Annotated in this window: 13 protein-coding genes; 8 read left to right on the top strand and 5 right to left on the bottom strand. The window is 45.6% G+C overall.

What is annotated here, in order from left to right:
* Positions 1-45: 45 nt before the first annotated feature.
* Together ACFQ3J_RS11715 and ACFQ3J_RS11720 are read right to left on the bottom strand one after the other, a co-directional pair.
* Entirely contained in the window at positions 46-531 is a 486-nt protein-coding gene (locus tag ACFQ3J_RS11715; protein WP_251581807.1) for a phosphatidylglycerophosphatase A family protein, read from the bottom strand.
* A 212-nt stretch (positions 532-743) separates the two neighbouring features.
* The gene (locus ACFQ3J_RS11720; RefSeq protein ID WP_251581809.1) at positions 744-4,349 is read right to left on the bottom strand and encodes a DNA polymerase III subunit alpha; all 3,606 of its coding nucleotides are present in this window, start codon (positions 4,347-4,349) and stop codon (positions 744-746) included.
* Between the two features lie 179 nt (positions 4,350-4,528).
* On the opposite strand from ACFQ3J_RS11720, the gene ACFQ3J_RS11725 reads away from it, so the two are divergent.
* From ACFQ3J_RS11725 to ACFQ3J_RS11735, 3 genes are all read left to right on the top strand, one after another.
* Positions 4,529-4,855, top strand: coding sequence for a YtrH family sporulation protein (locus ACFQ3J_RS11725; protein WP_091154578.1), 327 nt, complete (start codon positions 4,529-4,531; stop codon positions 4,853-4,855).
* A gap of 19 nt (positions 4,856-4,874) precedes the next feature.
* Positions 4,875-5,360, top strand: coding sequence for a hypothetical protein (locus ACFQ3J_RS11730; RefSeq protein ID WP_251581811.1), 486 nt, complete (start codon positions 4,875-4,877; stop codon positions 5,358-5,360).
* Positions 5,361-5,426: 66 nt separating this feature from the next.
* A complete protein-coding gene (locus ACFQ3J_RS11735; protein ID WP_251581813.1) occupies positions 5,427-5,738 on the top strand; it encodes a YtpI family protein in 312 nt (103 codons plus the stop codon).
* Positions 5,739-5,762: 24 nt separating this feature from the next.
* Here ACFQ3J_RS11735 and ACFQ3J_RS11740 read toward each other — a convergent pair whose 3' ends face one another.
* From ACFQ3J_RS11740 to ACFQ3J_RS11750, 3 genes are all read right to left on the bottom strand, one after another.
* Entirely contained in the window at positions 5,763-7,100 is a 1,338-nt protein-coding gene (locus ACFQ3J_RS11740; RefSeq protein ID WP_251581815.1) for a DRTGG domain-containing protein, read from the bottom strand.
* Between the two features lie 253 nt (positions 7,101-7,353).
* On the bottom strand, positions 7,354-7,677 hold the full coding sequence (locus tag ACFQ3J_RS11745) for a hypothetical protein (RefSeq protein ID WP_251581817.1): 324 nt from the start codon (positions 7,675-7,677) through the stop codon (positions 7,354-7,356).
* Positions 7,678-7,819: 142 nt separating this feature from the next.
* Positions 7,820-8,167 (bottom strand): YlbF family regulator, encoded by a 348-nt coding sequence (locus ACFQ3J_RS11750; protein ID WP_047909936.1) that lies wholly within the window; start codon positions 8,165-8,167, stop codon positions 7,820-7,822.
* Between the two features lie 217 nt (positions 8,168-8,384).
* Here ACFQ3J_RS11750 and ACFQ3J_RS11755 point away from each other — a divergent pair, with 217 nt between their 5' ends.
* The 5 genes from ACFQ3J_RS11755 (at position 8,385) to ACFQ3J_RS11775 (ending at position 14,622) form a co-directional block, all read left to right on the top strand.
* Positions 8,385-9,752: a YheC/YheD family endospore coat-associated protein gene (locus ACFQ3J_RS11755; protein WP_251581818.1), complete on the top strand. Its 1,368-nt coding sequence runs from the start codon at positions 8,385-8,387 to the stop codon at positions 9,750-9,752.
* 25 nt (positions 9,753-9,777) lie between these two features.
* A complete protein-coding gene (locus tag ACFQ3J_RS11760; protein WP_091154564.1) occupies positions 9,778-10,878 on the top strand; it encodes a YheC/YheD family endospore coat-associated protein in 1,101 nt (366 codons plus the stop codon).
* Positions 10,879-10,994: 116 nt separating this feature from the next.
* The gene (locus ACFQ3J_RS11765; RefSeq protein ID WP_091154561.1) at positions 10,995-12,368 is read left to right on the top strand and encodes a YheC/YheD family endospore coat-associated protein; all 1,374 of its coding nucleotides are present in this window, start codon (positions 10,995-10,997) and stop codon (positions 12,366-12,368) included.
* A 35-nt stretch (positions 12,369-12,403) separates the two neighbouring features.
* Entirely contained in the window at positions 12,404-13,474 is a 1,071-nt protein-coding gene (locus ACFQ3J_RS11770) for a YheC/YheD family endospore coat-associated protein (protein ID WP_311286605.1), read from the top strand.
* Positions 13,475-13,512: 38 nt separating this feature from the next.
* Entirely contained in the window at positions 13,513-14,622 is a 1,110-nt protein-coding gene (locus tag ACFQ3J_RS11775) for a YheC/YheD family endospore coat-associated protein (protein ID WP_251581819.1), read from the top strand.
* Positions 14,623-14,691 lie beyond the last annotated feature (69 nt).

The following is a 14,691-nucleotide window of genomic DNA, read 5'->3' on the forward strand; positions in this document are numbered from 1 at the left end:
TGTAACATTCGTTATCTCCATATTAGTAGAATATAAACCTTCTTGTTACAGTGGATAAATCTTCGCATTCGTATTCTGATGTGCAATTCTGGCCGATGCAGCCGCTGCAACTCCCGCTACCAGGTCATCTAGAAATACATGAATCCCGGCAGTTTTGTCATTCAGGCACTTAATGATTCCGGTCTTCTCCTTGTCTAAATATCCAAAGCTTGTAAGCCCTATCATACCATATACACTGGTAATTCCAAGTGCAAGAGTCTCGTCCACACCATACAGCGGCTCATCCGCTTCCATCAAAGCCTGAAGTGGCTGAGGCAGCAGATTTTGTTCCGCCAGCTCATCGAGTGCCACACCCGTATATAGCGTATACTGTACCTCCCGCTTGGCAAGAACAGCCCGTACGCTTGTGATACACTCTTCTTCCTTTAACTCCGGATGAAACTTTTTTTGAAGATCATAGACTATTTTGGCGATGGATTCAACGCTTACACCTCTGCGTTTCAGCATCGCTTCCGCAATTTCATATGACATCCGTTTGATTCCCCCATCCTTCGAAACTAGGAATTCCACATTAACTTAGGTATTCGCTTCAAGACTTCAAAGCCCGCCATTATACCTTCGACTGCACCATTTCATCGCTACAATCGGTACTTATATGGTGTTCCTAAGTGTATGCGATAGTTTCAAAAATAGTTCGTAAAATGTGCTCATGTATATACAGGATGCCATATAAATTATGTTCATTATTTCACGATAACCGTATCTTCCCCAAGCATTTGTTCCATGCGGTGGATCAATTCAGGAGACGGTTTGATTCGATAGCTGTCACTTAATGCCCGATATGCCCTAGTTTCTTCATAAAAAAGGATCGTAGCTACATCTCCCGGATGTTCCTGTAGCAAGACTTTAAGCTTGGTTAGCATACCCGACTTCTCTATGTCAGGTTTGATCTTGATGAATACTCGCTGCTCCGTTCTGGCAGGCCTCTTATCCGGTTCAGACGGCAGTCTCTCTGACTTATTTTGCACCAAGCTGTTGCTTGATGGACTTGAAGGAGAACGACTATCTCTGCTGGATCTAGATTGTGAAGCCTCTCCCGAACCGCTCCGCTCCTTACCTCCGCTCCCTTTGCTGCGCTGATACATCATTCGCTGCAAATGATCTAAAGTAAGCTCATCCACCTCATCAGCAAGCAGCTTGAAGCCCTCATCCTGAAGCTGAACTTTAGCCCGGAGAGCAACCAGTTGACCTTTTGCAGCCCAATTCTGGCTTCTTCTCCATACTTCCGGAAACAATACAACTTCGGTTCGTTCAATCTGATCCTCCAGTTCCATGAAGGCCATCGCTTTGCCTTGCTTCGTTGTAATCGACTTTACAGAAACCACCATTCCAGCTGTAACAATCTGCGCATGATCCTCCGCATCGTGAAGCTCCATAAGCTTGTCCGCTTCGAGCTCCTCCAAAATTTCCGTGAAATCATCAAGCGGGTGTCCGGATAAGTATAATCCAAGCAGTTCACGCTCTAATTCCAGCTGCTGTGTAATTGTATACTTAGGAATATCAGGATATTCGATTTCCCAATTCGGCGTCTCCACAAAATCAAACAGCTGGATCTGCAGATCCTCTCTCTCTTTCCGCCATTTCGTAGCCGCTTCTACCACTTCATCGAGCATGGCGAACAGCTGTGCACGGTGACCAGGAAGCGTATCAAATGCCCCAGCCTGAATAAGAGACTCGATGACCCGCTTGTTACACACCCTTAAGTCTACTCTTCTGCAGAAATCGAGAAGGCTCTCGAAAGGTCCCTTAGTCCGCTCCGCAATAATGCTGTCTACGGCCTGTGTACCTACATTTTTAATTGCAGCCAGACCAAATCGAATGCCAGTCTCACCACCGCCCGGAGTAAACAGTACACTGCTCTCATTCACATCGGGAGGCAGCACAGGAATATTCATTCGTCTGCATTCAACAACATACTCCGCCACTTTTCGATGATTTCCCATGACCGCTGTCAGCATCGAAGCCATAAATTCGACAGGATAATGTGTCTTCAGATACGCTGTCTGAAAGGCTAGAACCCCATACGCAGCAGCATGAGCCCGAGGAAAACCGTAATTGGCGAACCTTACAATCATATCGTATACAGCTTCAGCATCCTCGCTGCTATAACCCTGATTTAGGCTCCCCTTTACAAAATGCTCTCTCTCTTTATCAAGCACTTCCCTCTTCTTCTTGGATACCGCCCTGCGCAGCAAATCGGCTTCTCCAAGAGAAAAGCCCGCCATTTGAGAAGCAATCTGCATAATCTGCTCCTGATACACGATGATACCGTACGTGTCCTCCAGTATGGGAGCAAGATCAGCATGTGGGTACTCTACCTTGATCTCCCCATGCTTCCCCTGGATATACTTAGGAATGAAATCCATAGGACCCGGACGATATAAAGCAACTACAGAGATAATATCTTCGAACACGGACGGCTTCAAATCCTTCAGCACTCTTCTGATTCCTGCTGACTCCAGCTGGAATATACCTGTCGTATCTCCGGAACCGAGCATTTCATAGGTTAAAGGATCATCATCAGGTACCGATTTGAAATCAGGAACTTGTTTCTGCTGATCCTGAATCCATCTCATACAGCGTTCAATGATGGAGAGCGTCCTTAAACCGAGGAAATCCATCTTGAGCAGTCCAATGGCTTCAAGATTCTCCATGGAATACTGAGTAAGCGCGGTGCCTTCACTGCCCTCCTGGAGCGGCACTACATCTGTCAGCGGGTCTTTGGATATAACCACACCCGCCGCATGAGTTGAAGCATGCCTGGGCATCCCCTCGACTTTTTTGGCCATCGCGAGCAGCTCTTTTGTTTTTGCTTTTGTATCATGCAATATTCTAAGCTCATCGCTCATCTCTAGAGCTTTTGTAATATTCATCCCGACTTGTCCGGGAATGAGCTTGGCAGCTTTATCGACTTCTCCATACGGAATATTAAGCACTCTTCCTACATCTCGAACTGCTGCACGCGCAGCAAGCGTACCGAAAGTAATAATCTGTGCAACATGCTCGCGACCGTATTTTGACGCTACATATTCAATAACCTCTTCCCGGCGTTCATCACTGAAATCAATATCAATATCTGGCATGGTCACTCGCTCAGGATTGAGAAACCGTTCAAACAGAAGCTTGTATTTGATCGGATCCACATTCGTAATATTCAGCACGTACGCAACGAGACTTCCTGCTGAGGAGCCCCGCCCCGGACCGGTTGCTATTCCCTCTCTATGGGCATAGGCAATAAAGTCCCATACGATGAGAAAATAATCAGAGAAGCCCATCTTATCAATGACAGACAGCTCGTAATCCAGCCGTTTATACAGCTCCGATTTCTGTTCTTCCTGATGCCAGCTATCCGTAGCCTTGTAGCGTTCCTCCAGCCCCTTAAGGCAGAGCTCACGCAAATACTGTCCAGGTGTCAAATGCTCCGGAATCGGCCGGTACGCTGGCAGAATGGAATGCCCAAATTCCAGATCAAGCTGGATACTGTCGGCAATTTTACGCGTATTCTCTACCGCCTCTCTCACATGAGGAAAAAGACGAGCCATCTCGTCACCGTTCTTCAAATATAGCTGGCTTGAGGGAATGCGAAGCCGTTCCTCATCTTCCACCGTTTTCCCCGTACCAATGCATATAAGGACATCCTGTACTTCGGCATCCTCTTGTGATATATAGTGCACATCATTCGTTGCTACTAGGGGTATGGACAGTTCTTTGGCAAGCTCCATTAGCTGAGGATTCACTCGCTTCTGTTCTGCCAGCCCATGGTCTTGAAGCTCAAGATAGTAACGGTCACCAAATATCTGTTTATGCCTCATGGCTGCACTTTTGGCTTCCTCATATCGTCCCATTAGAAGATGCTGTGGAATTTCTCCCCCGAGGCAAGCGCTCAGGCATATTAATCCTTCGCTATACTTCGCCAGGCTCTCCATATCGATGCGCGGCTTATAGTGAAAGCCCTCTAAATGGCCGATTGAGCACAGCCTCATCAGATTTTGATAGCCTGTCATGTTCTGCGCCAGCAATATCAGATGATAGATCGGCTGATCCTTGCGGCTGCCCCGCTCATGCCTTGAACCCGCTGTAATATACACTTCACAGCCAATAATCGGCTTAATTCCTCTAGCTGCACATGCTTTATAAAAAGGGATGGCTCCATACATTACCCCGTGATCCGTCAGCGCCAGAGCCTCCATCCCGTATCCTGCTGCTGTGTCCACGAGCTCTGCAATCCGCGCCGCACCATCTAGCAGGCTGTATTCACTGTGAACATGCAGATGCACAAATGAACTCATGATTCAATTCTTCCTCTCTACACTGTAATTCTTAAATCAACTTTACGCATTTTATCTTTACTATTTTATCATATCAGGCAAGGCTCCGCCCATAGAATAGAGTACAAGCCGGCAGACTCTGTAGATACCAATTAGAAGAACAGCTTGCTTAAGTGCTATTTAAGAAAGGTGTGTAGCGAATAATGAGTTTCATGTCAAAAGTAATTCTCGATTTCTTTATCGCCTTCGGCATCGTTCTAGGTGGATCCATGCTCGGCGGCATTGGAGCCGTAATATCCATGCAGCCGCCTACACAAACGATGCTGGATGTTGCCGGCCGCATAAAGATCTGGGCTCTAGCTGCAGCTGTAGGGGGTACGATTGACCCGATGCGAGTCATTGAAAGCAATATGCTCGATGGAAATCTGTCACCTGCCATCAAGCAGATCCTCTACCTCATATTCGCTTTTCTCGGAGCACATATGGGAACTGAGCTGGTTAAATGGGTGTGTACCATCCGGAATTAAGTAAGGAGGATGTCAGCCTATGCGTGTACCCGAGTATCGTCGCTTCCGGCCCTTCATACAGCTCTCTGGCGTATTCGTTCTCGGAATGATTGTAGGGAGCATCGTCTACAACGCGATTTTTCATGCCAGTTACAATAAATTGTGGCTTGAGAATAAAGATCTCAAGATTCAGGAAGAGCAATATATTGAGACTATTAATTCCTTGAAGAAATATAGCAAAAGACAGACGGTGATCAAAGAAATCAATATCCGTGCCGAGGAGTCCGATAAGGCTCCAGATTCCGTATATGTCAAAGAAATCATTCAGCTGCTTAGTGATGAGCTTGAGGTGCTCCGGGGAAGAGATGTTTATAACATTGATGAATACAGCAAAATGACGCGCATTATGCTGAACAAGAAAACATATAACGTCAGAGGACACTCTTACTCCGTCAAGATTACTACTATGCTTGTAATGGAAGGCGTTCTTCAGGTATGGGTTGATATTTCACCTGCACCAGAATGATCTAATCATGTTACAATAAGTGAGAATTCCATATTTATGTAACATAAAGGAGTTGTCCTTCTTCCTATGCTGGATGTCGTTCGTTATTTGCTGTTTGCCCTGTTTATCCTCTCTACCATCTGTGCAGGCTTCACAAGTATTCGTGGGCGCAGAGCCAGTGATGTTCTTAAGAGAGGCCTCTACCAGGCAATGACAAACATATGGATGGGAATCATGCTGATTGTTCTGGCCCTTATACAGATGTTTATGTTCAGCGGTTCTACGGTTGCCGTCATTGTTGAGGGAATGTTCCTTGTGCTGGGTGCCTTTAATCTGTTTGCAGGTATTCGCAATCGCATTCATTACTCTCAGATGAAGAACGAAAAGTCTCCTATATAGGAGACTTTTCTTAAGATCAGGGATCTAAGACAGATCGATGGATTGCAGCGTCATAATCGCTTTGCATATCAGCTGACCATCACGCATCAGATCAATATCCAGCTTGCAATTGCGTCTGCTGAGCTCCATTACGCTTGGAGATATCGTTACTTTATCTTCAATTTGAAGAGGTCTCACAAAATAGGTAGAAATATTCTCCAGCATATGGTCATTCCCAGTAACCTCACGTGCAATCCGATGTCCGGCCTGTGTCATTAAATGAATGAGGACCCCTTCAGAAATGGTGCCTAAATCTGTCGCCATCTGAGGAATGATCACGCCGTTGTACTTGATCTCTCCCTGCTCTCCTCTCTCTTCAACAAACCCATTCCATATCAAGTGATCAAAGGTTTCTCCAAGCTGAGGCTGCTTCTGGGTGTCCCGCATTGCATTCAAAACTTCTGTACGCTTGACTGAAGTAATCAGCTTACGGTTCCGGTCAACGATCGGTAAATAATCAATACCTTCCCAGGCCATGATCTGGGCAGCAGATGCGAGTGAGGTCTTGAGTGTTGCCGTGACAGGCTTGCGCACAACGCTTTTATCAATACTTTGGTGTTCATCCAGGTCTACGACATCCTTGCGGCTAATAATCCCGATGACCCGATTCCATTCATCAATTACCGGAAAGCGCAGCTCCCCCGTTTCAAGTACCAGACGACTGAAATCTGCCACCGTACTGCTCAATTTCAAATAGTAGGTTTTGGGCTTTCCGCCGACAATATCTTCAACCAGCATAATCTTCTTCTTGATCAACCGGTCAAAGATCGCTCTGTTGATCATCGACGCCACTGTAAATGTGTCGTGCTTAGAAGAGATAATGGGTAAACTCAGCTTATCCGCAAGACTCATCACTTCTGAATCTGTACCGAAGCCGCCGGTGATAAGCACCCCTGCACCTTGATTTAACGCAAGACTGTGCGCATTATCTCTATTCCCGACGATGAGCAGGCTGCCCGCATCGATGTACTTTGCCATGGCTTCTTCTTTCATAGCCCCAATGACATATTTATACAAAGGTTTACCAAGCCCTTCATTACCGCCCAGAACATGTCCGCCAACAATCTCTACGACATCCCCGAAAGTCAGCTGCTCAGAGGCTCCGCGCAGCCTTTTCTCCACACGTACCGTACCGATCCGTTCTTTGGTTACGACAAGCCCTGCGTTCTCCGCTTCTTTAACAGCACGGTAGGCCGTCCCTTCACTCACTCCCATTTCTCTGGCAAGGCCTCGAACCGATATCTTTGAGCCGATCTTTAACTGCTCTATGTATTGCAGAAGCTGCACATGCTTTGTTACGGTTTCTTCTTCATATCCTTCCAAACTTAGACACCCCTCGGACGAAAAACATTTTACGATTAGTTTAATCAAATATACTACATTAAAATCAATTTTATATTAACCTTGGCTGCGTTTATCAAGAGTATAGTTACATCCGATTATAGCATTAAAGAGAGAGATAACTCACCTTAGGTCTGTTAAAAATAGAGCCCGTAATAACTCGAGGTGCATCAGCAAATAAAAAAGGGTTGTCTCCATAACAGCAGGAACACTGTAGAGACAACCCTTATTAGCATCACTGTGAATGCTCTTTGGCCTGCGCTGGTACAATTTTAACTTTGTTGCCCTGCTCCGCATTGTCAGTCCATTTAAGCTCCCACTGACGCAGCTTGGCTTTGCGAACACGGTCAAGCGCCTGCTTCTTCTCTTCGTCAACCCCCAATATAAAGTGCAGGTTTGCACCGATGACAAGCAGTATAAAAAACAACCAGGCTATGCTAAAGCCTGCGCTCCAGCCTGTAAATGAAAGCTTTGGTAATGCAAACACCAGCATGCCACCCGCAACGAGCATATATAGCGTGTGCTTCCACTTCACAAAATTCATTCTCTTTCCTCTCATTTCATTCAGCTCCTCATATCTCCTTAGAATCTATATATCTATTCTATGAACGAAAAAATGAGATTATGTGAATCAATTTCATAATACCTTTAGCTGGAAATTGATTCATGTGAGTTCAATTAGAGAAAGAGTATAGAAGTAATTATTTCAGCTCTCCACCGTACAAATGCTGCAGACTTTCCATGATGATTTTGTTGACATCTTCAATAATCACGCTAAGGCGACGTTCTGCTTCAAACAGTCTGCGAATATTCAGATTCAGGCTTAATACCTCGAAGGATTTTTCCATCGTCTCCATTTCTTCTTGTGAAGGCATGTCGCCTGTCATCATCCGCTGCTGGAGTTCATTCTGACGAACGCGAAATTCGTCAAGCATGCGCTGAGAATCCGGATCTGCAGCAACAAGCTTCATCGCTTGTGAGATTTCCTTCACTTCTTCGCTGTCTTTAAGTGCAGCTGCCAAATCGTGTGCTTTGTCATAAACGTTCATTATTCATTTTCCTCTCTGTCGATAAAGTAGTGCTGTACATGTTGCATCCATCCCCATATTTTCGTACAACAACCCAAAATTAAATCAATTTTTGCAAAAAATGGTCAATCACCAAGGGATATATGTCCTCATATGATGAAGCACATGCACTTTCTCATACTCAGCTTACATCCAAAAACGACTGACATCATGTTTGCCCCCTGGAAGGAGATCCACGATGTCCCAAAAAAAAGTAGCGATCCACATCAGCGGATCGGGCATCCTGCAGGATGACGTCGTGATGATCGGTGAGAAATTTCTAAAGCATTGGAAAATTCCTGCCGGACGTCCGCTCCAGCTTGCATTCGGAAGCTTTAAACAAGAAGTTACCATTATTTCCGTACCCAAGTTTGAAGGTATGCGAGTGAGTCCCATATTAGCCGAGCGATGCGGTCTCACTTCTCGTGCTGTTCTGAAGATCCGATATTTCGATAGCAGCCAGACATTGCGTATCGGTCCCCTCATCAGTGTCCTGATCAGTCGCGATCATCCTGATAAGCCTGATCGACCTTTCGGCTCCATCACGATGTTCTGCAGTGAACTGGTGAGAGCCTGTCAGAAACGGGGAGCATACGTGTACTTTATTACACCAGACCATATCGACTCCGTTACCGGTCAAATCGAAGGTTGGGTATATGACGAAGGCTGGAAAAAAAAGGTGATGCCCATTGCAGATGTCGTCAACAATCGACTGACTTCACGCAAGCTTGAGAACAAACCTAGCGTACAGCATTTTGTAAAGGAAGTAAAATCCCGCTACGGAACTGTAACGTATAATGAGAAGTTTCTCGACAAGAATGAAGTGTTCGAGGCGTTGAAATCGGAGAGCAGTCTAAAAAGATACTTACCAGAATCACACTCCCTCAAATCTTTTGCAGTGCTCAAAAATATGTGCCAAACGTATCCGGTTATATTTCTAAAGCCTGTTCGAGGAAGCCTAGGCAAAGGCATCATACGCATATCCAGACAATCGGACGGAACGTACATGACCCTTTCCACTAAGCTTGGCGGTGTTCAAAAGCAGGCATACCCCAGCCTAAGCAAATTATTTGCAGGATTGTCCGGAAAGATGAAGACAACCAAATACCAGATCCAACAAGGACTACACCTCATTGATATTGGCAAAAAACCGGTCGATTTCAGAGCATTGGTTCAAAAAAACCGTGCAGGTAAATGGAAGGTGACCTCCATTGTCGCCCGCATTGCCGGCGGAAGCCATTTTGTATCAAACCTCGCCAGAGGAGGCTCACTCAGCACTGTAAGAGAGGCCGTGAACAAGAGCTTATTACCTGGTGATGCCAAAAAAAATGCTTACGTGTCTTTGCATAAGGCTGCGCTTAGTATCGCGGAGGGAATTGACGCGACCATTCCAGCGCATTTTGGGGAGCTAGGAATCGATCTTGCGATGGATTACTCGGGAAAGGTCTGGCTCATTGAAGTCAATTCTAAGCCTTCCAAGAATGACAACACGCCGCTTAATGACAATAAGATTCGGCCATCGGTCATTACCATGCTCGATTATTCCGCTTACCTTGCCGGATTCTAATAACTAGAAAGGAGGAATCAGATCCATGAAAAAGCCGCTTGGTACGCTCGGTGTACTCGTGAATGAACGAAATGGAACACCTCCATTTGCAGATGAAGCCTTCTGCAGACAGCTCTGTCAAGAAGGAGTCAACTTTGGTGTGAATGTGGTTGTGTTAACCCCCAGAAGCTCGGAGCCAAACGGCAATTATCTAGGTTATCAATATATCAAAGGCAGCTGGTTCGAGCTTCCGGTGGAACAGCCCGATCTCATCTATGATCGATGCCTGTCTCCTGTGCCCGGCATATTCAGACGAAGACTAAACAAGGCTTCGAAATCCGCTTCACACAAGGTCAGATATCTGTCCCGGAGTCTTCCGGGTAAATGGCATGTTTATAACTCCCTTCGTTTAAACGGTCTACTCAAAGAGCATTTGCCCGAAACTGCCATCTACACGAATGTAGAACAGCTAAAAAAATGGCTGCTCCGGTATCCTCAAGGTGTATTCTTGAAGCCGCATGCAGGAACACACGGCAAAAGGACGGTTCTCGTTAGTAAACAACCTGAGAATGGCAAACTCTTAATCCAGGGACGGAATCGCTCCAACCACATGTTCAATAAACGTTTTACCAATCCTGAGCTTGGACTGAGCCAGCTCCACCGTATCCTTTCCACCCGAACGTTTATCATTCAGCCGTATCTCTCACTCATGAATCAGGAAGATAAACCATTTGATCTACGTGTTCTCGTTCAGAAAAATGGCAGGGGAAAATGGAGCTTAAGCGGTCAAGCGATTCGTAAAGGCGGTCATGGAAGCCTTACTTCCAATCTTCACGGAGGCGGAAAGGCTTTGAACTGCCGCTCCTTTCTGGAAACGGAATACGGCAAGGATAAAGCTGAACTCATTATTAACAAAGCGGCTGAGCTCTCCGCCGTCATACCAGTGGTATTAGAAGGCAGGTTTGGGCGTTTAAGCGAACTTGGTATCGATTATGGGATAGACCGAGATGGGAAGCTGTGGATTATAGAAGTTAATTCCAAGCCGGGGCGCTCTTCCTTTCTACTTGCCGGTGATGTGGATAGCGCGAGTCTTGCTTACAACCGGCCTCTCGAATACGCCCGTTATTTACTGCTTCGTACCCAATAACAATAAGCAAAACGAATAAGCACACTAAAATAGCCGAATACATCCAGCACAGCTGGCCTGAGACGAAATGGCTATGCTTAAGATCAGCAGCGTTTCAGGATAGGAGGATAAAATCAATGAGTCTGACTTTGTGTAATGTGCACTTTACTAAACGGCCGGAGAAGGTCATCTATATATCCAATACGTTAATCAACAACTTCCAACTATCCGGTAAAAAAACAGTTCATGTCCGGCTTGGCAAACAGCGTATCCCTGTCCATCTCAAACCACTTAAGAAATCCGGAAAACACATCTATCTATCAAACAGCGTCCGCCACGCAATTCATATTCCGAATTCAGGCAATATTCTTATCAAAGGAGTCGAGGGGGATGAAGTTCAGCTTGGTCCGCTCATCGGCATCCTGTCCGACGGACCAACCTCTGCATCACAACCGTTCGGCTCACGAACAGGATTTGTGAAGCAATTGCTTAAGCATGGTAATCAGAATTCATATACCTTCGGATTTACACCGAGAGATATCGATTGGGCAAATGAGAGAGTATATGGTTATTTCCTGAACAGCAGCGGTGGATTCTCCAGAAAATATGTGCCGCTTCCTGACGTCGTTTATAACAGGCTGCCCAGCAGAAGATCCGACTTCTCCCAATCGACCAATCAGCTTCGCGATCGTTTTGAACGGAAGAACATCCCTTTTTTCAATTGGAGCTTCTTTAACAAATCCGATATCTATCGATTGCTGGAAAATGATCAGACTGTCAACATCTATGTACCGGAGTCGCATATGAATCCAAGCATGGATAAGATCAAGGAAATGCTGGACCGTCATCAATTTGTATATTATAAGCCTTCCGCAGGAAGTCTCGGTCAAGGTATTTTTCGCCTGACTTACTTGCCTAAGAGAGGTTATTATGCCAGGTTTAGAAAGCCAGGCGGCAATGTCCTTCTCCGGTTCACTTCGTTCAAGAAGCTTGCTACGATGCTCCAAGCCAGGCTCGGGTCCAGAACGAAGGATTATGTAGTTCAGCAAGGGATTCGGTTGATTGAAATTGATGGCTGCCCTATAGATTTTCGTTTCCACATGCATAAGAACGGGAATAACGAGTGGGTTGTTGTCGGGGTTGGTGCCAAGAAAGCCGGCAAGGGCTCAATCACCACTCACATTAAAAACGGTGGTTCCCTTATGACACCAGAACACGCTCTTAGTAAAACCTTTGGAGACCGGGCGCAAGAAATCCTGCAAAAATCTAAAAACACAGCGATTAAATTAGCTGAGGCTATCGAGTTTCATCATAAACATCTTCTCGGTGAAATCGGTTTTGATCTCGGTATTGATCAGGAGGCACAAGTATGGATGTTCGAAGCGAACGCCAAACCGGGCAGATCCATTTTTCGTCACCCATCCCTTCGGACAGAAGGGAAAGCATCGGTGGAGCATATCCTGGCGCACTGCATGTATCTGAGCAAATTCCAGAAGAAGGAAAGTTCATAATTGGAGGCAAAAAAAACGCAAAGCCAACAATCGCGATTTTAACAGTTTATGATAGAAAAAGAAAATTCCGAGGGAATCATAAAAATTTTAAAGACATTATCAAAACAGGCGAACAACTGGGGTGTCAGGTCTACGTCGTTACTGTTCGTGATCTTAACCTGTCTGCAAACTTCATTAAGGGATACAAATATAGTACAGAGCGGAAGGATTGGCTCCAAGGCAAATACCCTCCTCCCAACATTGTTTACAATCGGATTCCGCTTCGTGAAGATGAGCGCCGTCCGCTTGTGCAAAAAAAAATCAAAGAATGCATCGCCCATCCCAAGATCAAGCTGTATAACCCTTACTTTTTCAACAAATGGGATCTGTTTGAATGGCTGAGCAAAGCAAAGTCAACGAAATCATATATCCCACACACCCGGAAGCTGCAATCCAGCACAGTCATCAGCAATATTCTTAAATCACACCCTACGGTTTATCTCAAGCCAGAAAGCGGCAAGGCCGGCAAAGGGATTATGATGCTTCAATATCGCGAGGAAGATAAGCTTCCTTATAAACTCAAGATTCAGGATCATACCAAGAGCACGACCTACAAATCCTCAAATCTGGAGTCGTTATGGAAGAGAATTAAACGAAATATAAAACAAAACGAATATATTATCCAACAAGGAATTCAGCTGGCAGCTTTTGAAGGACGCCCCTTTGATCTCCGGGTTCTCGTGCAAAAAAATGCAAATGGTCAGTGGCGCATGACGGGTGTAGGAGCTCGCCTTGCCGGACGCAGAAGCATCACGACTCACGTTCCACGCGGAGGTACTATAGAAGATCCAATCCTGCTTCTCAGCAGCGTATTTGATACACAGCAGGCCAGCAATATTCTCAACGATGTAAAAAGCACCGCGTTGGAGATAGCCAGACAAATTGAAAAATCATCGGGTCACGCCTTGGGTGAAATGTCGATGGATCTTGGCATTGACCAGGACGGGGGCATATGGTTCTTTGAAGCCAACTCCAAACCAATGAAATTCGATGAGCCTGCCATTCGCAAAAGATCGCTAGAACGGTTAATCCAATACTGTACGCACCTGGCGAAACAAAATGGATAAACCATCCAAATTTTACTATCAAAGAAGGTGATCATTCTATGCCGTCACCTGTCTTAGGCATACTGACCCTGTACCTCAATGACAAAAAACAACTCGAAGAAAAGAAAATATACGAACGAATGATTTCGGAAGGCGAACGACTCGGGCTTGATGTTTATGTATTCACTCCATCCGATGTCCATCCGTCCAAAGAAATGATTCATGCCCTGATTTATGAGACAGAGCATAAACGATGGGCTCGAAAATGGAGAAAGTTCCCTGATATGATATTTGACCGGTGCAGAATCCAGCGAAGTGCCCGTTTCCAAGAGCTGAAACATTTCAGAGTAAAATATGCCCATCTCCTCTTCTTGAATCGGCCGTTACGCAATAAATGGACTATACATCAGGTGCTGCATAAGAAGCAGCGATTCAAACCCTATCTGCTGGACACCAAATTATTCAGCAGTAATACAGATCTGAAGAGCATGCTCAAGAAGCACAGCCTGCTATATGTTAAACCGATTAATGGTACGGGAGGCCGCGGAATTCTCAGAATTGAACGATTGACCAGAGGCGGTCTGCTGCTCGTTCAAGGTAGAGATCATAATCGACAGATTCTAGAGCCGAGACAGATGCACTATTCGCTCCTCCCGAAGCTGCTGAAGAACTGGGGAGTAAAGAGCCGCTATATTATCCAGGAAGGGGTTCAGCTCCAGCTATCTAATGGCCGGGTACATGATTACAGGATGCTAGTTCAGAAGAATCAGGATGGGATATGGGAATTCACTGGGTGCGCGGGCCGAATCGGAGGTTACAAGAGCGTTACCTCCAATCTTCATGGCGGGGGAACGGCTATTGAAATGAACGAACTCTTGTCGCAGTGGCTTACCGATTCGGATAAGAGAGCTGAGGTTCGTTCTGCTGTTGAACAGTTTGGGGTAGATGTTGCCAAATATTTAGAAGCCACTTATGGTGCGCTATGCGAGTTGGCACTCGACATTGCCATCGACAAAAACGGCGATATTTATCTGATTGAGGTAAATCCCAAGCCGGCCAGGGAAGTATTTGCTCAAATAGGCCAGAACGAAGTTTACAAGCAAGCGATAGTGAAACCACTGGAGTACTCCCTTTGGCTGTATAATCAGAGAAGCTTATCTTATAATTGACGTGAGCTTCATCATTGATTCAGGATTTTGCATAATACCGCATATGAGAAATCCCCTTCGAAAGCTTGA

It is taken from the genome of Paenibacillus provencensis, from assembly GCF_042678545.1.
Lineage (GTDB): Bacteria > Bacillota > Bacilli > Paenibacillales > Paenibacillaceae > Paenibacillus > Paenibacillus provencensis.

What these genes read in the sequence shown, in the direction of transcription:
- ACFQ3J_RS11720 (WP_251581809.1), bottom strand. Translation starts at nt 4,349, where the DNA reads ATGAGTTCATTTGTGCATCTGCATGTTCACAGTGAATACAGCCTGCTA.
- ACFQ3J_RS11755 (WP_251581818.1), top strand. Translation starts at nt 8,385, where the DNA reads ATGTCCCAAAAAAAAGTAGCGATCCACATCAGCGGATCGGGCATCCTG.
- ACFQ3J_RS11735 (WP_251581813.1), top strand. Translation starts at nt 5,427, where the DNA reads ATGCTGGATGTCGTTCGTTATTTGCTGTTTGCCCTGTTTATCCTCTCT.
- ACFQ3J_RS11775 (WP_251581819.1), top strand. Translation starts at nt 13,513, where the DNA reads ATGCCGTCACCTGTCTTAGGCATACTGACCCTGTACCTCAATGACAAA.
- ACFQ3J_RS11760 (WP_091154564.1), top strand. Translation starts at nt 9,778, where the DNA reads ATGAAAAAGCCGCTTGGTACGCTCGGTGTACTCGTGAATGAACGAAAT.
- ACFQ3J_RS11730 (WP_251581811.1), top strand. Translation starts at nt 4,875, where the DNA reads ATGCGTGTACCCGAGTATCGTCGCTTCCGGCCCTTCATACAGCTCTCT.
- ACFQ3J_RS11750 (WP_047909936.1), bottom strand. Translation starts at nt 8,167, where the DNA reads ATGAACGTTTATGACAAAGCACACGATTTGGCAGCTGCACTTAAAGAC.
- ACFQ3J_RS11715 (WP_251581807.1), bottom strand. Translation starts at nt 531, where the DNA reads ATGTCATATGAAATTGCGGAAGCGATGCTGAAACGCAGAGGTGTAAGC.
- ACFQ3J_RS11745 (WP_251581817.1), bottom strand. Translation starts at nt 7,677, where the DNA reads ATGAGAGGAAAGAGAATGAATTTTGTGAAGTGGAAGCACACGCTATAT.
- ACFQ3J_RS11765 (WP_091154561.1), top strand. Translation starts at nt 10,995, where the DNA reads ATGAGTCTGACTTTGTGTAATGTGCACTTTACTAAACGGCCGGAGAAG.